At 69.7% G+C, this 24,628-nt stretch carries 29 protein-coding genes; 17 read left to right on the forward strand and 12 right to left on the reverse strand.

Translation table 11 applies throughout. The features are described 5' to 3' along the window. Positions 1–57: 57 nt before the first annotated feature. Positions 58–1,026 carry a LysR family transcriptional regulator gene (locus P6F26_RS14870; protein ID WP_278029483.1) on the reverse strand — a complete coding sequence of 323 codons (969 nt, stop codon included), beginning with the start codon at positions 1,024–1,026 and terminating at the stop codon, positions 58–60. A 90-nt stretch (positions 1,027–1,116) separates the two neighbouring features. Here P6F26_RS14870 and P6F26_RS14875 point away from each other — a divergent pair, with 90 nt between their 5' ends. The 10 genes from P6F26_RS14875 (at position 1,117) to P6F26_RS14920 (ending at position 10,602) form a co-directional block, all read left to right on the forward strand. Continuing rightward, positions 1,117–1,983, forward strand: a complete 867-nt coding sequence (locus P6F26_RS14875; RefSeq protein WP_278029484.1) for an ABC transporter permease — start codon at positions 1,117–1,119, stop codon at positions 1,981–1,983. Continuing rightward, positions 1,983–2,780, forward strand: coding sequence for an ABC transporter permease (locus P6F26_RS14880; protein WP_278029485.1), 798 nt, complete (start codon positions 1,983–1,985; stop codon positions 2,778–2,780). Before P6F26_RS14875 ends, P6F26_RS14880 begins: the two co-directional genes overlap by 1 nt. Positions 2,781–2,820: 40 nt before the next feature. Further along, the gene (locus tag P6F26_RS14885) at positions 2,821–3,963 is read left to right on the forward strand and encodes an extracellular solute-binding protein (RefSeq protein WP_278029486.1); all 1,143 of its coding nucleotides are present in this window, start codon (positions 2,821–2,823) and stop codon (positions 3,961–3,963) included. A 65-nt stretch (positions 3,964–4,028) separates the two neighbouring features. Then, complete coding sequence (locus P6F26_RS14890) at positions 4,029–5,111, forward strand: ABC transporter ATP-binding protein (RefSeq protein WP_278029487.1); 1,083 nt, start codon at positions 4,029–4,031, stop codon at positions 5,109–5,111. A gap of 4 nt (positions 5,112–5,115) precedes the next feature. After that, positions 5,116–6,471, forward strand: a complete 1,356-nt coding sequence (locus P6F26_RS14895) for an aminotransferase family protein (protein ID WP_278029488.1) — start codon at positions 5,116–5,118, stop codon at positions 6,469–6,471. 14 nt (positions 6,472–6,485) lie between these two features. Then, positions 6,486–7,412, forward strand: a complete 927-nt coding sequence (gene kce, locus P6F26_RS14900; RefSeq protein WP_278029489.1) for a 3,5-dioxohexanoate:acetyl-CoA acetone transferase — start codon at positions 6,486–6,488, stop codon at positions 7,410–7,412. A gap of 3 nt (positions 7,413–7,415) precedes the next feature. Then, complete coding sequence (locus P6F26_RS14905; protein WP_278029490.1) at positions 7,416–7,907, forward strand: GNAT family N-acetyltransferase; 492 nt, start codon at positions 7,416–7,418, stop codon at positions 7,905–7,907. Next, positions 7,904–8,929, forward strand: coding sequence for a histone deacetylase family protein (locus P6F26_RS14910; RefSeq protein ID WP_278029491.1), 1,026 nt, complete (start codon positions 7,904–7,906; stop codon positions 8,927–8,929). Before P6F26_RS14905 ends, P6F26_RS14910 begins: the two co-directional genes overlap by 4 nt. A gap of 75 nt (positions 8,930–9,004) precedes the next feature. Further along, positions 9,005–9,454: a thioesterase family protein gene (locus tag P6F26_RS14915; protein WP_278029492.1), complete on the forward strand. Its 450-nt coding sequence runs from the start codon at positions 9,005–9,007 to the stop codon at positions 9,452–9,454. A gap of 95 nt (positions 9,455–9,549) precedes the next feature. Beyond that, positions 9,550–10,602 carry an extracellular solute-binding protein gene (locus tag P6F26_RS14920; RefSeq protein ID WP_278029493.1) on the forward strand — a complete coding sequence of 351 codons (1,053 nt, stop codon included), beginning with the start codon at positions 9,550–9,552 and terminating at the stop codon, positions 10,600–10,602. Between the two features lies 1 nt (position 10,603). On the opposite strand, the gene P6F26_RS14925 is transcribed toward P6F26_RS14920, so the two are convergent. The 10 genes from P6F26_RS14925 to atpD all read right to left on the reverse strand — a co-directional run bounded on the left by P6F26_RS14925 (position 10,604) and on the right by atpD (position 17,810). Then, positions 10,604–11,128, reverse strand: a complete 525-nt coding sequence (locus P6F26_RS14925; RefSeq protein WP_278029494.1) for a DUF6647 family protein — start codon at positions 11,126–11,128, stop codon at positions 10,604–10,606. Between the two features lie 145 nt (positions 11,129–11,273). Continuing rightward, positions 11,274–12,158: a F0F1 ATP synthase subunit gamma gene (locus tag P6F26_RS14930; RefSeq protein ID WP_278029495.1), complete on the reverse strand. Its 885-nt coding sequence runs from the start codon at positions 12,156–12,158 to the stop codon at positions 11,274–11,276. Beyond that, the gene (locus tag P6F26_RS14935; RefSeq protein WP_278029496.1) at positions 12,145–13,680 is read right to left on the reverse strand and encodes an alternate F1F0 ATPase, F1 subunit alpha; all 1,536 of its coding nucleotides are present in this window, start codon (positions 13,678–13,680) and stop codon (positions 12,145–12,147) included. Before P6F26_RS14935 ends, P6F26_RS14930 begins: the two co-directional genes overlap by 14 nt. Further along, positions 13,677–14,489: a F0F1 ATP synthase subunit delta gene (locus P6F26_RS14940; RefSeq protein ID WP_278029497.1), complete on the reverse strand. Its 813-nt coding sequence runs from the start codon at positions 14,487–14,489 to the stop codon at positions 13,677–13,679. Before P6F26_RS14940 ends, P6F26_RS14935 begins: the two co-directional genes overlap by 4 nt. 4 nt (positions 14,490–14,493) lie before the next feature. Beyond that, positions 14,494–14,751 (reverse strand): F0F1 ATP synthase subunit C, encoded by a 258-nt coding sequence (locus P6F26_RS14945; protein ID WP_278029498.1) that lies wholly within the window; start codon positions 14,749–14,751, stop codon positions 14,494–14,496. A gap of 2 nt (positions 14,752–14,753) precedes the next feature. Then, on the reverse strand, positions 14,754–15,458 hold the full coding sequence (locus tag P6F26_RS14950; RefSeq protein WP_278029499.1) for a F0F1 ATP synthase subunit A: 705 nt from the start codon (positions 15,456–15,458) through the stop codon (positions 14,754–14,756). Beyond that, positions 15,449–15,739 carry an N-ATPase subunit AtpR gene (locus tag P6F26_RS14955; RefSeq protein ID WP_278029500.1) on the reverse strand — a complete coding sequence of 97 codons (291 nt, stop codon included), beginning with the start codon at positions 15,737–15,739 and terminating at the stop codon, positions 15,449–15,451. The genes P6F26_RS14950 and P6F26_RS14955 overlap by 10 nt, the downstream gene beginning before the upstream one ends. Then, a complete protein-coding gene (locus P6F26_RS14960) occupies positions 15,732–16,019 on the reverse strand; it encodes an AtpZ/AtpI family protein (RefSeq protein ID WP_278029501.1) in 288 nt (95 codons plus the stop codon). The genes P6F26_RS14955 and P6F26_RS14960 overlap by 8 nt, the downstream gene beginning before the upstream one ends. Continuing rightward, the gene (locus P6F26_RS14965; protein WP_278029502.1) at positions 16,016–16,408 is read right to left on the reverse strand and encodes a F0F1 ATP synthase subunit epsilon; all 393 of its coding nucleotides are present in this window, start codon (positions 16,406–16,408) and stop codon (positions 16,016–16,018) included. The genes P6F26_RS14960 and P6F26_RS14965 overlap by 4 nt, the downstream gene beginning before the upstream one ends. Beyond that, positions 16,398–17,810, reverse strand: a complete 1,413-nt coding sequence (gene atpD, locus P6F26_RS14970) for a F0F1 ATP synthase subunit beta (protein ID WP_278029503.1) — start codon at positions 17,808–17,810, stop codon at positions 16,398–16,400. The genes P6F26_RS14965 and atpD overlap by 11 nt, the downstream gene beginning before the upstream one ends. Before the next feature lie 206 nt (positions 17,811–18,016). Here atpD and P6F26_RS14975 point away from each other — a divergent pair, with 206 nt between their 5' ends. Together P6F26_RS14975 and P6F26_RS14980 are read left to right on the forward strand one after the other, a co-directional pair. Further along, positions 18,017–18,190 (forward strand): hypothetical protein, encoded by a 174-nt coding sequence (locus tag P6F26_RS14975; protein WP_278029504.1) that lies wholly within the window; start codon positions 18,017–18,019, stop codon positions 18,188–18,190. A gap of 35 nt (positions 18,191–18,225) precedes the next feature. After that, entirely contained in the window at positions 18,226–18,588 is a 363-nt protein-coding gene (locus P6F26_RS14980) for a hypothetical protein (RefSeq protein ID WP_278029505.1), read from the forward strand. A gap of 98 nt (positions 18,589–18,686) precedes the next feature. Here P6F26_RS14980 and P6F26_RS14985 read toward each other — a convergent pair whose 3' ends face one another. Continuing rightward, entirely contained in the window at positions 18,687–19,721 is a 1,035-nt protein-coding gene (locus tag P6F26_RS14985) for a LacI family DNA-binding transcriptional regulator (RefSeq protein ID WP_278029506.1), read from the reverse strand. Between the two features lie 128 nt (positions 19,722–19,849). Here P6F26_RS14985 and P6F26_RS14990 point away from each other — a divergent pair, with 128 nt between their 5' ends. The 5 genes from P6F26_RS14990 to ltnD all read left to right on the forward strand — a co-directional run bounded on the left by P6F26_RS14990 (position 19,850) and on the right by ltnD (position 24,627). Further along, the gene (locus tag P6F26_RS14990) at positions 19,850–20,806 is read left to right on the forward strand and encodes a Bug family tripartite tricarboxylate transporter substrate binding protein (RefSeq protein ID WP_278029507.1); all 957 of its coding nucleotides are present in this window, start codon (positions 19,850–19,852) and stop codon (positions 20,804–20,806) included. 70 nt (positions 20,807–20,876) lie between these two features. Beyond that, the gene (locus P6F26_RS14995; protein ID WP_278029508.1) at positions 20,877–21,335 is read left to right on the forward strand and encodes a tripartite tricarboxylate transporter TctB family protein; all 459 of its coding nucleotides are present in this window, start codon (positions 20,877–20,879) and stop codon (positions 21,333–21,335) included. Between the two features lie 13 nt (positions 21,336–21,348). After that, positions 21,349–22,848 (forward strand): tripartite tricarboxylate transporter permease, encoded by a 1,500-nt coding sequence (locus tag P6F26_RS15000; RefSeq protein ID WP_278029509.1) that lies wholly within the window; start codon positions 21,349–21,351, stop codon positions 22,846–22,848. Beyond that, on the forward strand, positions 22,845–23,708 hold the full coding sequence (locus tag P6F26_RS15005; RefSeq protein ID WP_278029510.1) for an alpha/beta fold hydrolase: 864 nt from the start codon (positions 22,845–22,847) through the stop codon (positions 23,706–23,708). Before P6F26_RS15000 ends, P6F26_RS15005 begins: the two co-directional genes overlap by 4 nt. Positions 23,709–23,712: 4 nt before the next feature. Further along, positions 23,713–24,627: an L-threonate dehydrogenase gene (ltnD, locus tag P6F26_RS15010; RefSeq protein ID WP_278029511.1), complete on the forward strand. Its 915-nt coding sequence runs from the start codon at positions 23,713–23,715 to the stop codon at positions 24,625–24,627. Position 24,628: the final 1 nt, after the last annotated feature.

Below are 24,628 nucleotides of genomic sequence, written 5' to 3' on the forward strand. Positions count from 1 at the left end.
CGCAAGCGGCCCGCATCGACGCGCGCCATCGCGATGTCCGCCAGCCCCGGCCCGGTTTCAGGTGTAGGTCCGCCGCTCGATCGGGGTCGCCTCGATCTTCCGCTTCAACACCTCGAGCATGATCTTCTCCGCCCGGCTCAGCTTGGAGCGGGGGTTCCACAGCAGGTGCACGTCGATCGCGGGAAGGTTGTCGTAGGGCGGCACTTGCCACAACTCCCCCTCGGCCACGTCGCGGGCCGCGACATGTAGCGGCAGCGGGCCGATCCCGAGCCCCGCGATGATCATGCGGCGCACCTCCTCGAGGTTGCTCGAGGTGCCCACCACGTGCGCGCCGAGATCGGACGCCGCGCGCATCAGCGCCACGGGTTTCAGGACGTCTTCCAGCCTGTCGGTCTGGAAGCTGACCGACGCGCGCCCCTTGAGGTCGGCGCGGGTCAGGTCCCGGCGGCCGAACAGCGTGTGCGGGGGGCCGCAGAACAGGCCGAAGAACTCCCGGTAGAGGCGGCTGTATTCCAGCCTCGGGTTGCGGTCGCGCACGAGGCAGATGGCGAAGGACGCGCTGCGCGCCTCGACCGCGGCGATGGCGGCGTTGCTGGTCATGACGTCGATCTGGAACGTGGCCGCCGGGTGTTCGGCGTGGAACTCGGCGAGCGCCTCGTCGAAGAGGGGGCAGACGACATGGGAGGCGACGGCGATGCGCACATGCCCGCTCACCTCGTCGGTCGTCTGCCGCAGCACCGTGGTCAGCCGCAGCACCGCGCCCTGGATCTCGAGCGCCTCGGCATAGAGAAGCTCTCCGGCGGCCGTCAGCCGGAAGCGGCCGGGCGCGCGGTCGATGAGCTTGCGCCCGACCCGGTCCTCCAGCCGCTTGAGCGCCGAGGAGACCGAGGGCTGCTGAAGGCGCAGCCTGCGCGCGGCATCCGTGACGGAGCGCGATTGCGCGAGGACCACGAAAGTATGGAGCAGGTTCCAGTCGAGTTCGCGGAGGGTCCGTTCGGCGTCGAGCGAGTGTCGGTCCATGCCCATTGATAGCATCAATAATCGGAATACCAATTAACTATTTGAGTAATGAGGCGCGGCTCCACATCCTCGCGCGGGGACAAGCCGGGGAATTGGATGTCGATCGAGGCCCGTGAAGCGCGCCAGCCGTGGATACTGCTGTCACCCAGCCTGACGGCGATCACGCTGCTGCTGTTCGTGCCGCTCGTCTTCATCCTCGTCTATTCCTTCTGGCTGAGAACGTCCGTGGGCGACGTCGAGCCCGGCTTCCACCTGGAGAACTGGGCCGACGCGCTGACCGACCGGTTCTACCGCGACATCCTTCTCAACACCCTGAAGATCGCCGCGATCACCACCGTCGTCTGTGCGCTGATGGGCTATCCGGCGGCCTATTTCATCGCGCGGGCGCGGGGCAACAAGGTGTTCCTGCTGCTTCTTCTGATGCTGCCCTTCTGGATCAGCTACATCATCCGCACGATGAGCTGGATCTACATCCTCGGCACGTCCGGCGCGCTCAATTCCACGCTCCTGTGGCTCGGGCTGATCGATGAGCCGATCCAGATGCTCTACAACGAGACGACGGTGATCCTCGGCCTCGTGCACTTCCTGCTGCCCTTCATGGTGCTGAACGTCTACGTCAGCCTCGAGGGCATCGACAGCACGCTCGAGGATGCGGCCGGGTCGCTCGGGGCGACGAAATGGCAGGCGTTCCTGCAGGTGGTCCTGCCTCTGTCACTGCCCGGCCTCGCGGCCGGCGGCCTCCTGTGCTTCGTGCTCGGGGCGGGCACCTACATCACGCCGGCGGTCCTCGGTGGGCCGCGCGACGCGATGTTCGCGAACCTCGTCTTCGAGGCGATCATCACCCAGCTCAACTGGCCGCTCGGCGCCGCGCTTTCGCTTCTGCTGCTGGCGGTCCTCGGCGCCTTGGTGATGGTCTACAACCACTTCCTCGGCCTCGGCCAGCTGATGAAGGGGCTGCGCTGATGGGATGGCGCGCGATCCAGGCGTGGACGGTCCTCGTCTACCTGTTCATGTTCCTGCCCATCGCCGTCGTGATGCTGCTCAGCTTCAACGACAGCCAGTTCGGCAGCTTTCCCATGACCGGCCTCTCGCTGCGCTGGTTCGAGGAGTTGTTCGGGAACCAGGCGATCCTGCGCGCACTCCGGACCTCGCTTGTGCTGGGGCTTCTGACGGCGGCGATTTCGACCACGCTGGGCGTCCTCGCGAGCCTCGCGCTCGTGCGCTACAACGTGCCGTTCCGCAACACGATCTCCACCATCCTCATCGCGCCGATCCTCGTGCCCGAGGTCGTGCTGGCCGTGGCGCTTCTGCTGTTCCTTCAGTTCCTGGGAATGCACAAGAGCTTTACGCTCCTGCTGCTGGGCCACGTGATCTTCACGCTGCCCTTCGTGATCCTCGTGGTGCAGGCCCGCCTCATGGGCATCCGCCGCGACGTGGAGGAGGCCGCGATAAGCCTGGGCGCCTCGCCCGTGCAGACCTTCTTCGCGATCACCCTGCCGCTTCTGACGCCCGCCGTCGCGGCCGGGGCGCTGTTCGCCTTCACGATCAGCTTCGACGACATCACCGGCACGCTGTTCTGGAAGCCCGGCGGGTTGGAGACGGTGCCGACGCAGATCTTCGCCATGCTGCGCAACTCGATCTCGCCCGAGATCAACGCGCTCGGCACCCTGATGATCCTGATCACCGCGGGGCTGCCGATCCTCGGCATGGCGATTTCCCGCTGGCTGTCGCTTCGCAGGATCAGGCGGCAGGCCGACTGACCACGAAACCCCCGACCCCCAAACCCTGGAGACCGACGACATGGACAACAGCAAACGTTACGAGCGCCTTCTGGAGCGCTATCGCAACGGCGATCTCGACCGGCGGACCTTCCTCGGCCTGATCGGCGCCGCGGGACTGGCCTACGGCGTTCAGACGCCCTTCGCCCGCCACGCCCACGCGCAGGAGGTCACGCAGGTGCGCTTCGACGGCTGGGGCGGCGTGGTGTCCGAGGCGTTCCGCGAGCACGCCTTCGACCCCTACACCGCGGCGACCGGAATCGAGGTCGTGGACGGCACCTTCGGCGGCGCCGACGAATACCTCGCCCGCGTGCGCACCAGCCAGCCCGGCGAGTTCAACATCGCCCACCTCTCGGGCGTGTTCGACTATGCGCGCTACCACAATCTCGGGCTGTCCTCGGTGCTGAACGAGGACAACATCCCGAACCTCGGCCTCGTGATCCCCAAGCTCACGCAGGTGTTCCGCGACGTGACCGACGGGACGCTGTCGTGCGTGCCCTACGACTACGGGACCACCGGCATCGCCTACAACCGCGCCTACATCTCCGACGAGGAGGCGCAGGCGCAGGGCGCGCGCCTGCTGATCAACCCCGAATACGAGGGCAAGATCGGCGGGTGGTCCGACTGGCGCACGCGCATCTGGTACGGCGCGCTGCAGACCGACCAGGATCCCAACGACATCCAGGACATGGAGGCCGTCTGGGACGCGATCCGCACCCACCGCGACCTCGCGCTGCGCTACTGGACGTCGGGGGCGGAGCTGATGAGCCTGCTCGCCGAGGAGGAGATCTACGTCACCGAGGGCTGGTCCGGCCGGATCTACGCGCTGCAGGAGCAGGGGCACGACATCGGCTATATCGACCCGCCCAACGGCTTCGGTTGGCAGGAGTGCATGTTCGTCATCGCCGGCTCCCCGATGGAGGCCTGCGAGGAGCTTCTGAACTTCATGCTCGCACCCGAGACATCGATCGCCGTGGCCGAGGGGCAGAACTATCCGCCCGCCCTCGATCCCCAGCAGGTGGATCTTGGCGCGAAGATCCCGACGCTGCCGGCCTTCGACCCCACCGGCACGCTCGACGGGCTGACCTTCGCCTCGCCGGCCTACTGGAACGGCAACGAGCAGGAATGGTCCGAGACCTTCAGCCGCGTCCAGCGCGGATACTGAGCACCACGACGACAGGGGCGGCCCCATCAGCGGGGCCGCCCGCCCCCTCCAGCCGGAGAACGCCCGTGAGCGCCGTCACCCTGACCAATATCGAGAAGAAGTTCGGCACGTTCACTGCCGTGCACCCAATGTCGCTGGAGATCCCCGAGGGGCAGTTCGTCACGCTTCTGGGGCCGTCAGGCTGCGGCAAGACGACGACGCTGCGCATGATCGCGGGGCTTTTGGACCCCAGCGGCGGCCGCATCGCGATCAAGGGCCGCGAGGTGACCGACGTGCCGATCCACAAGCGCAACCTCGGCATCGTGTTTCAGAACTACGCGCTGTTCCCGCACAAGACGATCGCGGAGAACGTGGGCTTCGGCCTGCGCTACCGCAACGTGGCGCGGGACGAGGCCGCGCGGCGCGTGCAGGACGCGCTTGACCTCGTGCAGCTGCCCGACGTCGGCGCGCGCTATCCCTCGGCGCTGTCGGGCGGCCAGCAGCAGCGCATCGCGCTGGCCCGAGCCATCGTGATCGAGCCCGACGTCCTTCTCCTCGACGAGCCGCTCTCGGCGCTCGACGCGAACCTGCGCGAGGACATGCGCGTGGAGCTCAAGCGCATCCAGCACCGTATCGGCGTGACATCGATCTTCGTCACCCACGACCAGTCCGAGGCGCTTGCGATGTCGGATCAGATCGTGGTGATGTCGAACGGACGGGTCGAACAGGTCGGCCCGCCCGAAGAGGTCTATAACGCCCCTGCGAGCGAATTCGTGGCCAATTTCCTCGGCGCCTCCAACATCCTGCCCGCGCGCTGCGTCTCGCGCGCGAACGGCACCGCCATGCTGGAGGCGGAGCTGTTCGGCACCGTCCCCGTTCCCGCCGGCAAGGCGCCCAACCTCGGCGGCGAGGGGCCCGCGAAGCTGGTCCTGCGCGCCGAGAAACTGCAGCTCGCCCCGCCCGGCGCGGTGCCCGAAGGGCACATCTCGGCAGATGCCACGGTCGAGACCGTCGATTACCAGGGACAGGCCGTGCGCTACTTCGTCCGCACGCCCGACGGGCGGCAGCTTCAGGCCATCAACATGATCGACGAGCGGCCCTTCGCGGAAGGCGCGTCGGTCCAGATCCGTTTCCGTCCGCGCGACTGCGCGGCGCTTCCCGGAGCGTGACGCCATGAGCGAACGTCCAGCCAGCCACCTCTTCTACCAGGGCCGGGGCCGCAAGCCCGTGCTCGACCAGGCGCGCGGCGTCTACATGTGGGACACCGACGGCAAGCGCTATCTCGACGGCTCGTCCGGCGCGATGGTCTGCAACATCGGCCACTCCAACGAGAACGTGCTCGCCGCGATGCGCGAGCAGATGGAGCGCGCGACCTTCGGCTACCGGCTGCACTTCGAGACCGAGGCGTCCGAGCGGCTGGCCTCGCGCACGGCCGGGCTGACGCCCGAGGGGCTCGACCGCGTGTTCTTCGTCTCTGGCGGTTCGGAGGCGGTGGAGAGCGCGATGAAGCTCGCCCGGCAATACGCCATCGCGACCGGCCAGGCGCAGCGCTGGAAGGTGATCAGCCGCGCGCCCTCCTATCACGGCTGCACGCTGGGCGCGCTCGCCATCACCAGCTACGGGCCGCTCACCGCGCCCTTCGACCCGATGATGCGCGCCATGCCCAAGGTGCCGGCGCCACGCGCCTATCTCGACGGGCTCGACCCCGACGACGCGGCGACCGGACACCACTACGCGGACATGCTCGAGGCGCGCATCCTCGAGGAGGGGCCCGAGACCGTGCTCGCCTTCATGGTGGAGCCGGTCGGGGGCGCCTCGACCGGCGCGCTGGTGCCGCCCATGGGCTACATGGAGCGCGTGCGCGAGATCTGCGACCGCTACGGCATCCTTCTCATCCTCGACGAGGTGATGACGGGCGCGGGGCGAACGGGCCGTTTCCTCGCCTCCGAGCACTGGGGGATCGCGCCCGACATCATCGTCCTGTCGAAGGGCTACGCCGCCGGCTACGTCCCCCTCGGCGCGATGGTGGCGCACTCCCGCCTCGTCGAGCCGGTGCTGGACGCGGGCGGCTTCCAGCACGGGTTCACCTATGCCGGCAACCCGCTGGCGTGCGCTGCCGGGGCGGCCGTGCTCGACGAGATCGAACGGCAGGACCTCGTGGGCAATGCCGAGCGGATGGGCGAGGCGCTGCGCGCGCGCCTCGAGACGCTGATGCAGCGCTACCCCGTCATCGGCGACGTGCGGGGCAAGGGCCTTCTGATGGCCTTCGAGTTCATGGCCGACCGCCGCACCAAGGCCCCGCTTCCGGCCGACCTCAGGGCCTTCGACCGGTTCGTGCAGATCGCCTACGAGCACGGCCTGATCGTCTATTCGCGCCGCACACGCGGCGGCGTGGACGGCGACCACGTCCTCGTCTGCCCGCCGCTCATCGTGACCGAGCCGCAACTCGACGAGATCGCCGAGATGCTGGACCGCTCGCTCCGGCAGTTCATGGACGAAATCCGTCCCAACCTGCCGCGAAGCGCCTGACGGAACCGATCGCCATGTCCAAGATCATCATCACCTGCGCCGTCACCGGCTCGATCCACACGCCCTCGATGTCGCCGCACCTGCCGGTGACCTCCGACGAGATCGTCGAGCAGGCGCTGGCGGCCGCCGAGGCCGGGGCGTCGATCCTGCATCTCCATGCCCGCGACCCCGAAACCGGGCGTCCCTCGGCCGAGGAGGCGCATTTCATGGCCTTCCTGCCGCGCCTGAAGCAGGCGACGGACGCGGTCCTGAACATCTCGACCGGCGGCAGCGCGGTGATGACGCTCGATCAGCGCCTCGCCGCACCCAAGCGGGCCGAGCCCGAGATGTGCTCGCTCAACATGGGGACGATGAACTTCGCGCTCTACCCCGCGGCCGACCGCATCACCGAATGGCGGCACGACTGGGAGGAGCCGTTCCTGCGCAACTCAGACGACCTCGTGTTCAAGAACACCCCCCGCGACATCGCGCGCATCCTGACCGAGATGGGCGAGGAGCGCGGCGCGCGCTTCGAGTTCGAATGCTACGACGTCGGCCATCTCTACATGCTGCGCCACTTCATGGACCGGGGGCTGGTGCGCGCGCCGGTCTTCATCCAGTTCGTCTTCGGCGTGCTGGGCGGCATCGGGGCCGACCCCGAGAACCTCACCCACATGAAGCTGATCGCCGACAAGCTCTTCGGGGCCGACTATGCCTTCTCCGTGCTGGCGGCGGGGCGGCACCAGATGCCGTTCGTCACGATGTCGGCGGCGATGGGCGGGCACGTGCGCGTCGGGCTGGAGGACAGCCTGACCATCGCGCGCGGCCAGCTCGCCCGGTCGAACGCCGAACAGGTCGCCAAGATCCGGCGCATCGTCGAGGACCTCGGCCGGGAGCCCGCCACCCCGGCCGAGGCCCGCGCGATGCTGGATCTCAAGGGCGCCGACCGGACGGCGGTCTGACCGATGCAGGATCGCGTCCAGGTCCGAAGGGCCACCGCCGAGGATCTTCACCTGATCGATGCCGCCCTGCGCGCCCTCGCCGCGCATCTGGGTGATCCCTACCGCGTCGTGGCGGCCGATATCGAGGCCTGCAGCTTCGGGGACGCCCCTTCGAGCTGCATCGAGATCGCCATGACACCGGACGGGGCCTGTGTCGGCATCCTGCTCGCCTCGCCGGTCTTCTCGACGATCCAGGGCGGGACCGGCCTGTTCGTCAACGACCTCTGGGTCGATGCGTCCATGCGCGGGCAGGGCCTTGGACGGCAGCTTCTGGCGGCCGTTCGGCGCGACGCCGCCGAGGTCTGGGGCCGCCCGCGTTTCCTTCGGCTGATGGCCCACGACGCCAACGACGCGGGGCACGAGTTCTACAGGCGCCTCGGCTTCCGGCGCATGGAGGGGCTGTCGCTGCTTGCCCTCGACGAGGACGCGCTCGACCTTCTGGAGGAGACCGCATGAGGGCCTTTCTCGACCCCCGCCAGTCACTCCACCGGCCGCGGCACTTCATGGCGAACGGCGCCCTCCTGCCGAACCCCGAGGTGGCCGGGCGGATCGACATCCTCGCGAAGGGCGCGGAGGCTGCGGGATGCGTCCTGGAGGCGCCAGGCGACGCGGGCCTCGGCCCCATCGCCGCGGTCCATACGCCGGAATACCTGACCTTCCTTCGCACCATCCATACCCGCTGGCGCAGGATCGAGGGGGCGGGGGACGAGGTCATACCCAACATCCACCCCGCCAACCGCACCGACGGCTACCCGCGGTCCGCGGTGGGGCAGGCGGGATATCACCAGGCGGACACGGCCTGCCCGATCGCCGAGGGCACGTGGGAGGCCGCCTACAGCTCCGCCCAGTGCGCCGTGGCTGGCGCGGACGCGCTTCTCGGCGGCTCGGGCGCCGGCTACGCGCTCTGCCGTCCGCCGGGCCATCACGCCTTCGCCGATCTCGCCGGGGGCTTCTGCTTTCTCAACAATTCGGCCGTCGCCGCCGAGAGGCTGCGCGCGGCCGGGCGGCGTGCCGCCATCCTCGATGTCGACGTGCACCATGGCAACGGCACGCAAGGTATCTTCTACGACCGCGGCGACGTGCTCACGGTGTCGATCCACGCCGACCCGGACCGCTTCTACCCCTTCTTCTGGGGCCACGCGCAGGAGCGCGGAAGGGGCGCGGGCCTCGGCTGCAACCTGAACCTTCCCCTCGCGCGGGGCGCGTCGGACGAGGATTACCTCGCGGCCCTCGACATCGCCATGGCGCGGATCGCGGATTTCGGGGCCGACGCGCTGGTCGTCGCCCTCGGCCTCGACATCCATGTGGACGATCCGTTCCGGGGCTTTGCCGTCACCTCGAAGGGCTTCGAGGCGATCGGGCGCAGGATCGCGCGCGCGGGGCTCGACTGCCTCTTCGTGCAGGAGGGCGGTTACGTCTCGGACGCGCTGGGCGCCAACCTGACCGCCGTGCTCGGCGGGTTCTCGGCCGCGGCCTGATACCTGTCCGCGCCTTGCGCCCGAAGCCTTCCGCCGTCATGGAGGACCACGTCCCAGACCCGAAAGGTGCCGCCGATGCCGACGTTCCACCTGCATGAAGAACCGCTTCAGGAGGCATGGCTCGACGCCTACGGCCACCTCAACGAGGCCTTCTACCTCGTGCCCTTCAGCAACGCGACGTGGAGGCTGCAGGATCGGTTCGGCATCGGGACGGAGTATTTCGACCGCACGGGCTGCGCGCTCTACACGCTCGAGACGCACCTGCGCTACCTCGCCGAGGTCCGCCCCCCGGCCATGCTCTCGATCGAGACGACGGTTCTGGGCCTGGACGCCAAGCGCCTTCACATCGGTCATGTCATGTGGAGCGGCGAGCACCAGTGCGCGACGTTCGAATGCATGGCCCTGCACTACGACACCCGCGCGAAACGGTCCGCGCCGTTCCCCGACACGGTGCGCGAGGCCATGTCGGCGGCGGTGCCGGACGCTCTGCCCGACTGGGCCTGCGGGTCCGTCAGGCTGTTGTGACGCGCGCGGGGGCGGGCCCTCGCGCGCGCTTGATCGAGCGGATCGTCGGGGCGTAACGTCTCGGCATGGACGGATGCAGACACTGGTTGTTCGCAATGCTCGCCGCGCCAAGCCTCGCCATTCTCGCCGAGGCCGGATGCGCGGAGGGCCTCAGCGTCGTGACCTGGGGCGGGAGTTACCAGACCAGCCAGCGGAACGCCTATGCGCCGGGCTTCGCGACCCCGATCGTCTGGCTGGAATATCGCGGCGGCCTCGACGAGATCCGCGCGCAGGTGCGGCGGGGCGAGATCGCGTGGGACGTCGTGGACGTGCTGGGCCATGACGCGCGCGCCGGCTGCGAGGAGGGGCTTTTCCTGCGGCTGCCCGACGATCTCTTTCCGGCCGACCTGGACGGCGACCTCGTGATCCCGCGTCCGAACGATTGCGTCGGGCCCAACATAACCTGGTCCTGGGTCGCGGCCTTCGACAGGACCGCCTTCCCGCATGCGGCCCCGGCCTCTGTCGCCGATTTCTTCGACACGCAGGCGTTCCCCGGCCGCAGGGCCATCGCAGCCTTCCCGCAGGCAAATCTCGAAATGGCGCTCATGGCCGACGGCGTGGCGGCGGGGGACGTCTACGCCGTGCTCGCGACGGACGAGGGGAAGGACCGGGCCTTCGCGGTCCTGACCCGCATCGCCCCCGACCTGCACCTGTGGTCCTCGGGCGAAGAGCCGGTCGATCTGCTGCGGTCGGGCGAGGTGGCCATGACGACCGCCTACAATGGCCGCGTCGCGGCCGCCGAACTGGCGGGTGCCGCCCGGATCGGCACGATCCACGCGGGCCAGATCCTCGACGAGGAATGGTTCGTCATCGTCGCGGGAACGCCGAACGAGGCGGCTGCGCTCGACTTCCTTCGCCATGTGGCCCGGCCCGAGCAGCAGGCCGCGCAGGCGCGCTGGATCCCCTACGGCCCGATGCGGAGATCGGCGCTGCGGATCATCGCGGCGGGCGAGCCGTGGTTCCACACGGGCGTGCCGGTCCTGCCGCACATCCCCACAAGCGAGGACCGCGTCGAGGGCGCGCTGGTGCTCGACCCCGACTTCTGGGCCGGACACGGGCCGGAATTGACGGCGCGGTTCGCCGACTGGCGCCGGGGGCTCGGCCTCTAGCTCAGTCGGGATGATGGTCGCGCACGGCGCAGCTCGAGGCCAGCAGCACCCACGCCCAGTTGAAGCCGCCCGTCTCGCCATGGGCGTTCAGGTACGCCTCCTGGATCTGGTAGGCGTCCCATTCCATCGCCTGCGGGCAGTACCAGTGCCGCGCCTTCTCCTGCCGGTGGTGGACCATCTCGTGCAGAAGCACGCTGCGGTCGAGCGGCGTCTCGCCGTACCATTGCCGCACGAGGTAGATCGTCGCCGAGGTCGCGTCGTAGACGCCCCGCACCGTCTCGTGGATCTGCATCGTGCGCCCGTCGTAGCGAATGTCCCCGCCGGGCGGCACCAGCACGATGCGGGCCAGCGGCCCGGCGCGCGGCAGGTCGGTATGGGCATCGAGCCAGAGGTCCAGCGCCTCCACCGCGCCGAGGATCGCGCGCGGCTCGTGAGGCGAGCGCTGGCCCTCGATCCGGGGGGCGGCAACGGCAGCGGCAGGGGCGGCGAAGGTCAGGGCAAGCAGGCCGATCTCGAGAATGTTCATCAGATCGTCTCCCATGCACTCGAGTGCGATGGGTCCAGCTTGCCCGTTCCGCCGCGGATTCGCCGCAACACGGGGAAAAGGGGCGCCCGAAAGTGCGTCCTCGGAACGGCCGGGCGCAAGGCTGGCGCGCCGTTCGGGGCTGGGATCACTCCTGCGGCGCGTTCACGGCCTCGAAGCCCGAGACGAGGTCCATCAGTTCCCTTGTGATCGTCTCCTGCCGTCTTTGGCGGAAGCGCGAGCGCAGGCCCTCGCGTCGCTCGTCGATGTTGCGCTCGGCGCTCTGCATCGCGGCCAGCCGGGTGGCGTGCTCGCTCGCGAGCGCCTCGGCCAGCGCACGGTAGAGGACCACGAAAAGCCGCTGCCGCACCAGCCGGGACAGAAGCCGCCCGGTATCCATGCGGAAGAAGGGCAGCCCCGGTCCCGGCCAAGGCGTGTCCAGAAGGCGCTTGAGGTGGCTTTCGGGGACCGGCAGCAGGGGGAGGTCCACCGGCACGGCGCGCGCACGCTTCTCGCGGCGATTGTGCAGGACGCGGACATGACCGACGCCTTCGCCGTGGGTCCATGCGTCGATGTCGATGATGATGCCCTGCACGAGCGAACTCATGCCCGCGACGGTTCCCGGCACGGCGAACCGGCGGTCGACGCGGTGTCCGGCCGCCTCCAGCCGCGCCGCGACGCGCGCGCCGACGACGGCCAGCACGGAGGTTTGCGCGCCGATCCCGTCGCGGGCCGCGCGGAAGGCGATGTCGTTGTATCGCCCGCACATGCCCCGGTCCGAGCCGATCACGATCAGCGCCTCCTTCGCGGACGCGGAGGGCGCGCCGCCCAACAGCGGAAGGCCCCGCGCGCGGCGATCGTGCAGAAGCGCCGCAAGGCCGAGGTCTATGGTCCTCTCGTAGCCCGAAAGTGCATCTTCGGCCTGTTCGTACTTGCGGATGCTGACGGCCGAGAGGGACTTCATCGTGCGCACGATCGAGCGGATGTCATCCGTCGTCTCCAGCATCGCCGACAGCGATTCAAGCGTCTCCATCGGCGCCTCCATTCCCGTCGAGGGCGTCGCGCAGGGCCGCCAGAAGCGTCTCGCGGCGCTCGCCGGTCAGCGGCTCGCCGGACCGGATCTGGGCGGCGAGGTCCGGCAGGTCGTCCCGCACCACCCGGCGCAGCCTGTCCTGCGCCTCGGGCAGGGCGTCGGGGTGCGTCCCGTCCAGAAGCCCCTCGGTCGCCGCCAGAAGGACGGCGATCTGCTCCTCGACGGAGAAATGATCGTGCTCCTTCTGGGTCAGCACGGCGCGGACGCGCTGGCCGCGGGTGAGGCGCGCGCGCGTCTCCCGGTCGAGCTGCGTTCCGAACCGGGCGAAGGTCTCGAGCTCCTCGAACTGCGCGTAGGTCAGCCTCAGGTTGCCCGCCACGGCGCGGAAGGCGGGACGCTGCGCCTTGCCGCCCACCCGGCTGACCGAAAGTCCGATGTCGATGGCCGGCAGGTGGCCTTTCTCGAACAGGTCGGGGGACAGGTAGACCTGCCCATCGGTGATCGAGATGAGGTTCGTCGGGATGTAGGCCGAGATGTTCTGGGCCTGCGTCTCGACGATGGGCAGCGCGGTGAGGGATCCGCCGCCATGCTCCTCGCGCAGATGCGTCGCGCGCTCCAGCAGGCGCGAATGGATGTAGAAGATGTCGCCCGGATAGGCCTCGCGCCCCGGCGGGCGTCGCAACAGCAGCGAGAGTTCGCGGTAGGCGCGCGCGTGCCGCGTGAGGTCGTCGTAGACGATCAGCACGTCGCGTCCCTGCTCCATGAAGTGCTCCGCCATGGTCGTCGCCGCGTAGGGCGCGACGAACTGCAGCCCCGGCGCCTCGTCCCCGGTCGCGGCCACCACGATCGTGCGCTCCATCGCGCCGCCCTCGCGCAGGTCGCGCACGACGCGCGCCACCGCCGAGGCGCGCTGGCCGACCGCGCAATAGACCGAGACGACGCCCGTGTCCCTCTGGTTCAGGATGGCGTCCACCGCGATCGCGGTCTTGCCGGTCTGCCTGTCGCCGAGGATGAGTTCCCTCTGCCCGCGCCCGATCGGCACGGCGGCGTCCACCGCCTTGATCCCCGTCTCCAGCGGCACGTCCACGGGATCGCGGTGCATGATGGGCGGCGCGGGCCGCTCGACCGGGCGGCGGTCCCGCGCCTCGGGCGGCTTGCCGCCGTCGAGCGGTCGCCCCAGCGCGTCGAGGATCCGGCCGAGGGCCGCGTCGCCCACCGGCACGTCCACAACGCGGCCGGTGCGGCGCAGCCGGTCGCCGGGCTTGAGTTTGTCGGTGCTGCCAAGGACGATGACGCCGATGCGGCCTGGCCGAAGGCTCGACGCGATGCCGACCACGCCGCCGGGAAAGCGCAGCAGCTCGTTGGCGTGAAGGTCGGTGAAGCCCGCCACCTGCGCCACGCCGTTGCCGACCGACAGGATGCGCGCGGTCTCGGCCACGTCGAATTCCGGCGCGACGTGGTCGAGCGCGGTCTCGAGCGGGGCGAAGAAGTCGCCGGCGAAGTCGTCGGGTGTCCTTCTCATGCCGTGGCGCGGTCCTTCTTTGCGCCTGGGCCGGTCCGGCCCATGCCGCGCAGGTCGGTGTCGATGATCTCGCCGAGCTCGGCTTCCAGCCGGTCGAGGTAGCGCTTCGCCGACCATTCCACTGTGTGGTCGCCGATGGTCAGGCGCACGCCGAGGATCATGTCGGCGTCCTCGTGGTAGTCGACGTCGATCCCGGTCGAGAGCGCCTCGTGGATCGCGCGCGTGATCCGCGCCTTCGCGGCGCTTTCGATGGCGACGCCGGTCTGCACGAGGGCCGTCCGGTCGCCCCCGGCGGCGGCCTCGCAAAGCTTCTGGCGGGTGTCGGGATCGAGGCCTTCGAGGCGCTGCGCGAAATTCGCGGCCGCGCGCTCGGCGATGTCGGCGTCGCCGTAGTCCGACAGGATGCGCCCGGCCACGCGCAGCACCTTGCGGCCCGCCTGTTTGCGCAGCGAGGCCACGATGTTGGCGCGCTCGTGGTCGAGCTGGTCGAGCCACGCGTCCCGCCGGTCCTCCGTCTCCGCGCGGATCTCGTCCTCCAGCCGCGCGCGCAGCGCCTCCGCCTCGTCGCGGGCGCCCTGCACGATCGCCTCGCGCTCCGCCTTCAGGTCCGCCTCCCGCCGCTCGAGCCGGCGCGCCTCGTCCTCGGCCTTCGCGCGGGTCTCCCGCGCCTCGGCAAGCCGCGCCTCGATGCGGTCCTCGCGGCGGCGCATCGCGTTCGTGATCGGCCGGTAGAGGAACCGCTGCAGCAGCCAGACGAGAACGAGGAAGTTCACGATCTGCGCGGCGACGGTAAGCCAGTCGATCTGCACGCGATCATCCTCCGGTGAAGGGGTTGGCGAAGATCAGGATCATGGAGACGACGAAGCAGTAGATCGCCGTGGATTCGATCATCGCGAGGCTGACGAAAAGCGTCCGCGTGATGGTGTTGGCCGCGTCCGGCTGCTGCGCGAGCGCCTGCAGGGCCTGCGCGGCGGCGCGCCCTTCGGCGAGCGCCGGGCCGATCGAGCCGATGGCGATGGTCAGCCCGGCGGTGGCGATCGAGATGATGGCGATCCACGTCGCTGCGTCCATTGTCAGTCTCCCCTGGGTTTGGCTTCCGGCGTCCCGGCCTCCGGCTGCGCGCGGCTGGCCGAGGCGATGTAGACCATCGCTAGGATGGCGAAGATGTAGGCCTGCACGAAGCCCGTCAGCAGCCCGAGCAGCTGCAGCAGGACGGGAAAGAAGAACGGCGCCACGCTGATCAGGATGCCCACGATGACCGTCCCGCTCATCACGTTGCCGTAGAGACGGATGGCGAGCGCCAGCGTCCTCGAAAGCTCGGAGATGATGTTGAAGGGCAGCATCAGCGGCGTCGGGCGGACGTATGTCGACAGGTATGCGACGAGCCCCCGGCGCGCGATCGAGAAGAGCGGCACGGCGATCAAGACGCAGATGGCCAGCGCCGCCGTGGTCGAGAGCGATCCGGTCGGCGGCGCGTAGCCCGGAACCACGGCCAGAAGGTTCGCCGTGGCGATGAACAGGAACAGGGTGCCGATGAAGGGCAGGTAGCGCTCGGGATCCTCGGCGCCGACCTCGTCGATCTGGTCGCGGATGGTCGAGACGACGACCTCCAGCATCACCTGCCACCGCGAGACGACCTCGCCCTCGCCGAGCCGCGCGGTGATCGCCCAGGACCCCAGCACCAGAACGGCCATGACCACCCAGGTGAAGGCGACGGTCGCGGTAAGCCGCAGGCCCTGCCATTCGTAGAGGATGTGGGCGTCGGGGCTTATCTCCATGTCGCGTCCCCCCGGTCCCCGGCCCGCCGCGTCGCCGCGATGCGCACGGCCACGAACCCCGCGAGCCCCGACAGGACCATGGCGGCCCCCGCGCCGAGCGATGCAGCCCCCGTGAGAGCGCCCGCCACGAGCGCCGCGCGCGCCGCGGCCAGGCCCGCGAAGGCCAGCACGGGCCGCGGCCCCGCGATCTGCCGCGCGCCCGCCCAGAGCAGCGCCAGATACGCCGCCCCGAACGCCGCGCCGGCCGCGAAGCACAGGCCCCATGTCGCGATCTCAGTCATCGCCCCGTCCTTCCTTGCGAACCCAGTACCATGCGTTGACGCACCCCAGGGCCGCGCCCCCCAGCAGACCCACGAGCGTCCATGACGTCTCGCCGGGCCAGCGCGCGTCGATCCAGACGCCAAGCGCGGTCCCGGCCACCATCGGCACCGCCACCGCCCAGCCGACCATGCCGAACATCGCGAAGCCCGAAAGCGCGCTCTGCCCGGTCTGCCGGCGCGCGCGTTCCATGCGCCGCGCCTTGCGCGAGATCTCTCCCGTCTCGTCGTCCTCGTGCCTCATGCGCCGCGGGCCTCCAGATCGCGGAACCTGCGGAACATGCTGGCCTCCAGACGGGCCAGCGCGGCGCGCGCGTCGCGTTCCAGTTCGTCGTGCTGACGGAATTCCGTCTCGACGCGCTCGCGCAGTGCGCCGAGATCGCTGCCCTCTATCGCGTCGCGCACGGCCACGCGCACATGCGCGCCGCATTTCACCAGCGTTCCGGAATGCAGCGCGACGAAGCGCTCGGGCCCCTCGCCGGGATCGTAGAGCAGGATGCCGGGCACCAGTTCGGTCACGAAATCCCCGTGGTGCGGCAGCATCCCGAAATGGCCGTCGGGCGCTTCGGCGACGATGCGGCGCACGGTCCGGTCGAGGCGGACGCGCTCGGGGGTGATGACCTCAAGCCGCATCGGACCCCTCGCGCCGCTCCAGATCGCCGACCGCGCCGATCATGTAGAAATCGCCCTCGTCCCGGTCCGCGAACTCGCCCGACAGGATGCGCTCGCAGCTCGTCAGGGTGTCCTCGAGCGGCACGAAGCGGCCCTCGCTGCCCGTCATCGCCTCGGTCGAGAAAAAGGGCTGCGTCAGGAACCGCTCGAGCTGGCGGGCCTGCTTCACGGTCGCGCGGTCCTTCTCGGACAATTCCTCGAGGCCCAGCATCGCGATGATGTCCTTGAGGTCCTCGTATTCGGCCAGCGTGTTGCGCACGTCGCGCGCCAGCCGGTAGTGCCGCTCGCTGACCGCGCCGGGGGCAAGCAGCCCCGAGAAGGACTGCAGCGGGTCGATCGCGGGATAGAGCCCCTCGGAGGCCTTGCGGCGCGACAGGACGATCGAGGCCGAGAGATGCGAGAAGGTGTGCGTCGCGGCCGGGTCGGTGAAGTCGTCGGCGGGGACGTAGACCGCCTGCACCGAGGTCATCGCGCCGTTCCGGGTCGAGCATATGCGCTCTTCGAGGTCGGCCAGTTCGGTGCCGAGCGTGGGCTGGTAGCCGACGCGGCTGGGGATGCGCCCCAGAAGGCCCGAGACCTCCGAGCCGGCCTGCACGAAGCGGAAGATGTTGTCGATCAGCACCAGCACGTCGCGCCGCTTCTCGTCGCGGAAATACTCGGCCATCGTCAGCGCCGCATGACCAACGCGGAAGCGCACGCCGGGGCTTTCGTTCATCTGGCCGAAGACCATCACGGTATTGTCGAGCACCTTCGCCTCGCGCATCTCGCGGTAAAGTTCCTCGGCCTCGCGCGAGCGCTCCCCGATGCCGCAGAACAGGCTGACGCCGTGATACTCGGCGACCATGTTGTGGATCATCTCGGTGATCAGCACCGTCTTTCCGACGCCCGCGCCGCCGAACAGCCCCGCCTTGCCGCCCCGCTCGATCGGGCTGAGCAGGTCGATGGCCTTGATGCCGGTCTCGAAAAGGGTGCTCTCGACGCGGCGCCGGGCGAGGGGGACGGGCCGGCGCAGGATCGGTTGCCGGGGCGCGTCGGCCAACGGCTCGCCGCCGTCGATCGTGTCTCCGAACACGTCGAGCATCCGCCCCAGCAGCTTCTCGGTGACCGGCACGCGGATCGGGGCGCCGGTGTCGCGCACCCCGAGGCCCAGCCGCAGGTCGGCGGTGGGGTTCAGCACGAGGCCGCGCGCCGTGTCCGAGGACGGCAGCGCGGCCACCTCGATCATGATCGGCGGGTCCGAGAGGGTCTCGAGGCAATTGGCGATGGCGGGCAGGCTGCCGGGCGCGAAGCGGATGTCCGCGATGCCGCCCTCGACCGAGCAGATGTGGCCGATGGCCGTGTCGCTTTTCCGGTCGCCGGGCATCGCGGACCTCCCTTGGCCTGACCCGGGGATGGCGGGTATCGGGCCTCGACCTTCTCTTGAAACCAGAAAGAGGCGCGCATGGCATTGACGCAGATTATGCGCAGGCCCTCTTGCTTTCGGGAAAACCCTTGGCCGCATGGGCGCGACCGCGGTTCACTCGACCTGGTGCGGCATGGTTGGTTTTGGGGGTGACGAGAGCCATGTGCATGACGTGTTACGAAAGGATCGAAAGCGGCGCGGCGGGCATCGACCGCTGCCTTTGCGGGGCGCCCCAGACGCAGGCGGCCATGGACCGGATCGAGGCCGACATCTCGCGCCGGCAGTTTCTCGGCGGGACGCCGGCGGTCGTTGGGTTGTTTGCAGGCGGCCCACGCTTCTGACCAACCTTCGCTATTTCGACGGCACGACCCTCGCCATGCGCACGGGGCGCGACATCCTGATCGAGGAAGGCCGCGTGGTCGCGCTGCCGGTCGCGGGGACCGGCCCCGGGGACGCCGACGTCATCGATTGCGGCGGGCGGGCCGTCACGCCGGGTCTGATCGTCTGCCATTGGCGCGCCACGCTTGTCAGCGTCAGCCGGATCGCCGCGCTGACGCAGGACATCGCCTTCGTGCACCTCGTCGCCGGGCAGGAGGCGGTGACGGCGAACTACCGGGCGATGGACAGCCTGTTCCTGTCCTTCGGGTACCGCCATCTCCGCCTCGACTTCGAGGAGGGCGGCCCTTCGTTCGAGGGCAGCATGGGCGGCCCGGTGCTGGGCGCCACGTTCCGGTTCTGAAGGCTCCGGTCGGGCGCGGCGCAAAGCGCGGCATGCCGGGGCCATGACGTGCGGTGCAGGGCCATGACGGGGACCCTGTTCCCGGCAGGGGGCTTGCCTCAGATGCTTTCGCCGAGGCGGATCTCGAAGCCGAGGTCGACCACCTGCCGCGCGCCGGGGTCGTCGGCGGCGGCGAGCAGCAGCCGGGCCGTCTCGACGCCCATCTGGTAGCGCGGCGTCACCACGCTTGCGAGGACCGTGGGCGTCGCCCGACCGATCTCGATCCCGTTGAAGCCGATGAGCCCCACGTCCTGCGGCACCCGCCGCCCGGTGCGCTGGCAGAAGAACAGCGCCCCCAGCGCCTGGTCGTCGTTGGCGAAGAAGATCGCGTCGATCTCGGGGGAGCGGGTCAGCAGGATCTCGGTGGTCTGCGCGCCGACCTCCGCCGAGGCCGGCATCTGCGCGATCTCCTTGTCGATCAGAGGAATGCCCAGCTCCGCCAGCCGCGCCTCGAAGGCGAGGCGCCGCGCCTTCGATCGGTCGGGCCGCTCCGCCCATGCGCCGATGTAGCCCGGCCGCCTGTAGCCGCGCTCGGCGAGCAGGTCGGCCACCGCCACCGCCGCCTCGACGTTCGAGATGCCGACCGACGCCTGCATGGGAGGGCGGTCGATGTCCATGAACTCGACGACGGGGATGTCGTGCTGTTCGATCATCCGGGCGACGGCGGGCTCGTGGTCGGTGCCCGCCATGATCACGCCCATCGGCGACCAAGCCAGCATGTCGCGCAGGACCTGCACCTCGCGCGCGCGGTCGTATTGCGTGATGCCCAGTACCGGCTGCAGCCCCGCCTCCGCCAGCACGGTCTCGATCCCGTTCAGAACCTCGGGAAAGACGCCGTTGCCGATGGAGGGCACGATCACGGCGACGAGGTTGCTGGAACTGGTCTTGAGCGCGCCGGCCAGCCGGTTGGGAGTGTAGCCCAGCTCGTTCGCGGCGGCGAGGACGCGCGCCTTGAGCCGCTCGGACACGGAGGGCGCGTTGCGCATCACGCGGGAGACCGAGATCTCGCTGACGCCGGAAAGCTGCGCCACGTCGCGCAGGGTGGCGCGGCGGGTCCGGTCCGGCCGGTCAGAGGTGGTGCGTGACCTGGTCATATCGTTGCTCTGCGCCCTTGATGCCGGTAATTTCCGGAAATGACAACGTTGACATTTGAAATGACAACGCTACCAATTTGGCTGGTGTTTGCGAGAGGAGGCCCTGGGAGGGGCCCAAGGGAGGAACAATGAACTACGCATCCGTCACGGCCGGACTGGTCGCCATCACCGTTTCCGCCGGCATCGCCTCGGCGCAGGAATTTCCCGAGCGGCCCATCAACCTGATCGTTCCGTTCAACGCCGGCGGCGGCACGGACCTGCTGCTGCGCGGTCTCGCCCCCCATTTCGCGGAGGCCATCGGCGGTGACGTCTTCGTGTCGAACATGGCGGGCGGCGGCGGCACGGTCGCCGCTTCGGCGCTGCAGGGCCAGCGCGCGGACGGCTATCAGATGGGTTATTTCTCGATCACCGTCGCCACGGTCCAGCCGCAGATCCGCGACGTGCCCTACGACGTCGACAGCTGGACGCCGATCTGCTCGGTGGCCGCCTCTCCCACGTTGCTCTTCACCAGCGCCGACCAGCCCTACATGACGGCGGCCGACGTCGTCGCCGCGGTCGAGGCCGAGCCGGGCGCGCTTGTCTACGGGTCGTCGGGCGCGGGTGCGATGACGCATCTGACGACCGTCGCGGCCTTTGCCGGCCTCGGCATCCTCGACGACATGGTGCACCTGCCGTTCCAGGGCTCGGGCCCCGCGATCCAGGCCCTGACGGCCGGCACGATCCAGTTCTTCGGGGACACCGAGATCCTGATGCAGCGCGGCGACTTCCGGCCGCTCATGGTGTTCAACTCCGAGCGCCTCGAGGCCTATCCCGACGTGCCGACGGCCGCCGAGGTGGGTATCGAGCCGCCGCTCGACGAGCTTTACCTGTGGGGCGGTCTCTTCGCGCCGGCCGGCGTGGAGCCCGATGTCGTCGCCAAACTGGAAGCCGCCTGCGAGCAGGCCGTGAATTCCGAGGGCTTCCAGGAATTCGCTGCGTCGTCCGGCACGGTGATCGACTACCGCGGAGCCGCGGACTTCGACGCCTTCTTCCGCGCCCAGTACGAGGCCAACTCGGTCATCATCGAGGCCGCAGGCCTGAACTGAGCCATCCCAGAGACTGGGCCGGCCCGGCATCGGCGCGGGCTGGCCCTCTCCATTCCGGGCGGACCCCCCAATGCCATCGCTGCTTTCCGAGCGCGTGCTCGTGCTTCTGACGCTTCTGATCGCCGCCGGCGCGCTGTTCGCGACGACCTTCGGCACCGACTACCGGCTTCTCGGCGCGGTGCAGTCGCCGGTCTATTTCCCGCGCATCATCCTCGGCATCATGATCGCCCTGACGCTGGCCGCCATCTTTCAGGACGTGGCGGGCCGCAAGGCGGTCGAGCCGGTTGAGAAGTGGGGCGCGCTGATCGTGTTTGTGATCGCGGCCCTGATCTACGCGAACGTCATCACGCGGGTCGGCTTCATGCTGGCCTCGATGCCGTTCTGCGTCCTCGCCCTGTTGGTCTTCGGCATACGAAGCCCGCTGGCGATCGCGGCCTACGCGATCCTTGTGCCGGGCAGCCTCGTGGTCCTGTTCAACCATGTGCTGAAGCTGCCGCTGCCCACTTCGCCGTTCACCTACCTGTTCTGAGGGGCCGCGCGCCATGATCTCCGCAATCCCCGACGCGCTGTCCCTCCTGATGACGACCGAGGCGCTGCTGACGCTGGTCCTCGGCACGGTCCTCGGCATCGTGCTGGGCGCCATGCCCGGCATCGGCTCGACCGTGGCGGTGGCGATGGTGCTTCCCTTCACGCTGTCGATGGGGCAGGCGCCGGCCATCCTGATGCTGCTCGCCGTCTACGCGGGGTCGGTCTATGGCGGGTCGATCTCGGCCATCCTGATCAACACGCCCGGCACGCCGCAATCGGCGGCCACCTGCTTTGACGGGTATCCCATGGCGCAGCGCGGCGAGGCGGGCAAGGCGCTGGGCTGGGCCACGGTCGCCTCGGTCGTGGGCGGGATTGTCTCGGCCGTCGTGCTGCTGCTGGCGGCGCCGCAGCTTGCGGCCTTCGCGCTGAACTTCGGGCCGATCGAGACCTTCGCGCTGGTGCTTCTGGGCATGACCTGCATCGTCTCGGTGTCCTCGGGCTCGCTCGTGAAGGGGTTGCTCGCGGGCACGATCGGGATCTTCCTCGCCTCGGTGGGGGGCGATCCCGTCACGGGCCAGCCGCGCTTCACCTTCGGCAACTGGCAGCTCATCTCGGGCTTCAACCTGCTGGCCGTGGTCATCGGCATCTTTGCGCTCTCGGAGGTGTTCGTGCGCGCCAGCAAGACGGCCGAGGAGGTCAGCGAACTGGCGGACTTCAAGGGCATCGTCCTGCCGCGCTGGTCCGAATGGGCGGGCCGCAAGAAGAACCTCGCGAAGTCGGTCCTGATCGGCAACGTGATCGGGGTCCTGCCCGGCACGGGCGCGGCCACGGCGGCCTTCATCTCCTACGCCGAGGGCAAGAGATCGTCCCCGAACAAGGACGGCTACGGCAAGGGCGAGCCCGACGGCATCGTCTCGTCCGAGGCCGCCAACAACGCCGTGACCGGCGGCGCGCTGGTCCCGACGATGGCGCTCGGCATCCCCGGCGACGCGATCACGGCGGTGATGCTGGCGACCCTGACGCTGCACGGGATCACGCCGGGCTTCCGCCTGATGGAGGACAACCCGACCCTCATCGCGGCCATCTTCGCGGGCTTCTTCATCATCAACATCCTGCTTCTTCCGCTGGGCATGGCGCTGGCGCGGGTTGCGGCGCCGATCCTTCGGATGCGCGAGGGGTTCATGATGACGGGCGTGGTGCTGCTGTGCGGGGTCGGCATCTACTTCGTGCGCGGCAATCCCTTCGACCTGATGGTGATGGGCTTCGCGGGCGTGCTCGGCTTCGTGCTGCGCAGGCAGGGCGTCCCGATGGCGCCCCTGGTGATCGGCATGGTGCTGGGGCCGACGCTCGAGCTGACGTTGAGGCAGGGCCTGATCCTGACGCGGGGCGACATCACCGCCTTCGCCACCGACCACCCGATCGCCGGAACGCTGTTTGCGGTGACGGCGCTGGCGCTGGCCTTCCCGGTGCTGCGCGGTCTCATGGCGCGGCGCCGCGCGGCCTCGGGCGCATGACGCGGCCCCCCGAGGTCAACGAGGCGCAGGTCCGCACCGCGCGCCTGTCGCTTCATGTCCTTCGATCCCGCCCGGATCGTCCCGAGGGGCGCGTCCTGCTCCTGGGCGGGTCGAATTTCGATCTGCGGCTGAAACGGAACTTCCTCGAAAGCGAGCTGGCGCGGCGCTTCGAGATCCTCACCTACGAGCCCCGCGGCATCGGCCGCAGCGAACGGCCGGACGGGGCGTGGAGCATGGAGGACTACGCCCGCGACGCCGATGCCCTGATGGCCGCGGCGGGCTGGGACAGCGCCGACGTGCTGGGCGAGAGCTTCGGGGGCATGACCGCGCTGCACCTCGCGCACCGCTTCCCGCACCGGGTCGCGCGCCTTGCCGTCGCCTCGGCGGCGGCGGGCGGGGCGGGGGGCAGCTCGGCCGACATCGCGCATCTTCTGGAGATGCCGCGCCGCAAGGGCGCGGCCGAGGCCCTGATGCTGCTCGACGCCGCGAACGTCGCGCTGCGCGACGGCGATCCCGACGCGTTCGCCGCGCGGCTCGACGCGCGGCTGGCCTTCGAGACCGCCTTCGCCGATCCCGCCCTCGTCAGTGGCGGCTACCGGAGGCTTCTCGCGGCGCGTGCGGCCCACGACGTCTGGGACGCGCTGCCGCGGATCGCTCAGGAGACCCTCGTGATCACGGGCAGCCGAGACCGGCAGGCCCCGCCCGAGGCGCAGGCGGCGATGGCGAGACGGCTGCCAAATGCCGAGCATTGGGTCTATGACTGCGGGCACGGCGTGGCCTTCGCCACGGCGCAGCCGATGCGCGAGCTCTGCGCGCGCTGGGCGGGGCCGGGGTCCGGCGAACGGGTGCAACATGGGTGAGGACATGAAACGGACATCGGTTCTGGTGATCGGGCTTGGCTCGATGGGGTTCGGGATGGCGCAGTCGTGCCTGCGCGCGGGGCTCGCGACCCGCGGCGTCGACGTGAACCCCGAGGCCGAGGCGCGCTTCGCCGCATCTGGCGGGCAGGCGGGCGATGCCCTTGCCGCGGCGGCGGATCTCGACGCCGTGGCTGTCGTCGTCCTGAACGCCGTGCAGCTCGAAGCGGTGCTTTTCGGCCCCGAGGGGATCGTGCCGCACCTGCGCGCGGGCGCGGTCGTCATCGCCTGCCCGACCGTGGCGCCGTCCGTGGTGCGCGACATGGCCGCGCGCTGCGCCGGGCGGGGTGTCCATTACCTCGACGCGCCGATATCGGGCGGGGCGGTCAAGGCCGCCGAGGGCGCGCTCTCGATCATGGCGTCCGGGCCGGCCGAGGCCTTCGAGGCCGCGGGCCCGGTTCTCGAGGCGACGGCGGCGAAGGTGTTCCGCCTGGGCGACGTGCCCGGCGCGGGCTCGGCCATGAAGGCGGTCAACCAGCTCCTGGCCGGCGTCCACATCGCCGCGATGGGCGAGGCGATGGCCTTCGGCATGACGCAGGGCGTCCGGCCCGACACCTTCCTTGAAGTCATCAGCCAGTGCGCCGGCACCTCGTGGATGCTCGAGAACCGCGCGCCGCACGTGATCGAGGGCGACTACACGCCGCGCAGCCAGATCGCGATCTGGCCCAAGGACCTCGGGATCGTGCTCGACATCGCCCGCGAGGCGAAGTTCGCCGCGCCGATCACAGCCGCAGCGCTTCAGCAATACATGGTCGCGGTCGGCATGGGGTTGGCATCCGAGGATGACGCGGCGATCACCAAGGTCTATGCGCGCAACGCGGGGCTGAAGCTGCCCGGCGCGGGCGGCGGGACGGACGACTGAA

Source organism: Roseicyclus salinarum (genome assembly GCF_029624655.1).
GTDB classification, from domain to species: Bacteria; Pseudomonadota; Alphaproteobacteria; order Rhodobacterales; family Rhodobacteraceae; genus Roseibacterium; species Roseibacterium salinarum.

Bases quoted from the DNA above. Each gene is read 5' to 3' on its own strand.
- P6F26_RS14870 (WP_278029483.1), bottom strand. From the start codon at position 1,026: ATGGGCATGGACCGACACTCGCTCGACGCCGAACGGACCCTCCGCGAA.
- P6F26_RS14875 (WP_278029484.1), top strand. From the start codon at position 1,117: ATGTCGATCGAGGCCCGTGAAGCGCGCCAGCCGTGGATACTGCTGTCA.
- P6F26_RS14880 (WP_278029485.1), top strand. From the start codon at position 1,983: ATGGGATGGCGCGCGATCCAGGCGTGGACGGTCCTCGTCTACCTGTTC.
- P6F26_RS14885 (WP_278029486.1), top strand. From the start codon at position 2,821: ATGGACAACAGCAAACGTTACGAGCGCCTTCTGGAGCGCTATCGCAAC.
- P6F26_RS14895 (WP_278029488.1), top strand. From the start codon at position 5,116: ATGAGCGAACGTCCAGCCAGCCACCTCTTCTACCAGGGCCGGGGCCGC.
- kce (WP_278029489.1), top strand. From the start codon at position 6,486: ATGTCCAAGATCATCATCACCTGCGCCGTCACCGGCTCGATCCACACG.
- P6F26_RS14905 (WP_278029490.1), top strand. From the start codon at position 7,416: ATGCAGGATCGCGTCCAGGTCCGAAGGGCCACCGCCGAGGATCTTCAC.
- P6F26_RS14910 (WP_278029491.1), top strand. From the start codon at position 7,904: ATGAGGGCCTTTCTCGACCCCCGCCAGTCACTCCACCGGCCGCGGCAC.
- P6F26_RS14915 (WP_278029492.1), top strand. From the start codon at position 9,005: ATGCCGACGTTCCACCTGCATGAAGAACCGCTTCAGGAGGCATGGCTC.
- P6F26_RS14920 (WP_278029493.1), top strand. From the start codon at position 9,550: ATGCTCGCCGCGCCAAGCCTCGCCATTCTCGCCGAGGCCGGATGCGCG.
- P6F26_RS14925 (WP_278029494.1), bottom strand. From the start codon at position 11,128: ATGAACATTCTCGAGATCGGCCTGCTTGCCCTGACCTTCGCCGCCCCT.
- P6F26_RS14930 (WP_278029495.1), bottom strand. From the start codon at position 12,158: ATGGAGACGCTTGAATCGCTGTCGGCGATGCTGGAGACGACGGATGAC.
- P6F26_RS14935 (WP_278029496.1), bottom strand. From the start codon at position 13,680: ATGAGAAGGACACCCGACGACTTCGCCGGCGACTTCTTCGCCCCGCTC.
- P6F26_RS14945 (WP_278029498.1), bottom strand. From the start codon at position 14,751: ATGGACGCAGCGACGTGGATCGCCATCATCTCGATCGCCACCGCCGGG.
- P6F26_RS14950 (WP_278029499.1), bottom strand. From the start codon at position 15,458: ATGGAGATAAGCCCCGACGCCCACATCCTCTACGAATGGCAGGGCCTG.
- P6F26_RS14955 (WP_278029500.1), bottom strand. From the start codon at position 15,739: ATGACTGAGATCGCGACATGGGGCCTGTGCTTCGCGGCCGGCGCGGCG.
- P6F26_RS14960 (WP_278029501.1), bottom strand. From the start codon at position 16,019: ATGAGGCACGAGGACGACGAGACGGGAGAGATCTCGCGCAAGGCGCGG.
- P6F26_RS14965 (WP_278029502.1), bottom strand. From the start codon at position 16,408: ATGCGGCTTGAGGTCATCACCCCCGAGCGCGTCCGCCTCGACCGGACC.
- atpD (WP_278029503.1), bottom strand. From the start codon at position 17,810: ATGCCCGGCGACCGGAAAAGCGACACGGCCATCGGCCACATCTGCTCG.
- P6F26_RS14975 (WP_278029504.1), top strand. From the start codon at position 18,017: ATGACGTGTTACGAAAGGATCGAAAGCGGCGCGGCGGGCATCGACCGC.
- P6F26_RS14980 (WP_278029505.1), top strand. From the start codon at position 18,226: ATGCGCACGGGGCGCGACATCCTGATCGAGGAAGGCCGCGTGGTCGCG.
- P6F26_RS14985 (WP_278029506.1), bottom strand. From the start codon at position 19,721: ATGACCAGGTCACGCACCACCTCTGACCGGCCGGACCGGACCCGCCGC.
- P6F26_RS14990 (WP_278029507.1), top strand. From the start codon at position 19,850: ATGAACTACGCATCCGTCACGGCCGGACTGGTCGCCATCACCGTTTCC.
- P6F26_RS14995 (WP_278029508.1), top strand. From the start codon at position 20,877: ATGCCATCGCTGCTTTCCGAGCGCGTGCTCGTGCTTCTGACGCTTCTG.
- P6F26_RS15000 (WP_278029509.1), top strand. From the start codon at position 21,349: ATGATCTCCGCAATCCCCGACGCGCTGTCCCTCCTGATGACGACCGAG.
- P6F26_RS15005 (WP_278029510.1), top strand. From the start codon at position 22,845: ATGACGCGGCCCCCCGAGGTCAACGAGGCGCAGGTCCGCACCGCGCGC.
- ltnD (WP_278029511.1), top strand. From the start codon at position 23,713: ATGAAACGGACATCGGTTCTGGTGATCGGGCTTGGCTCGATGGGGTTC.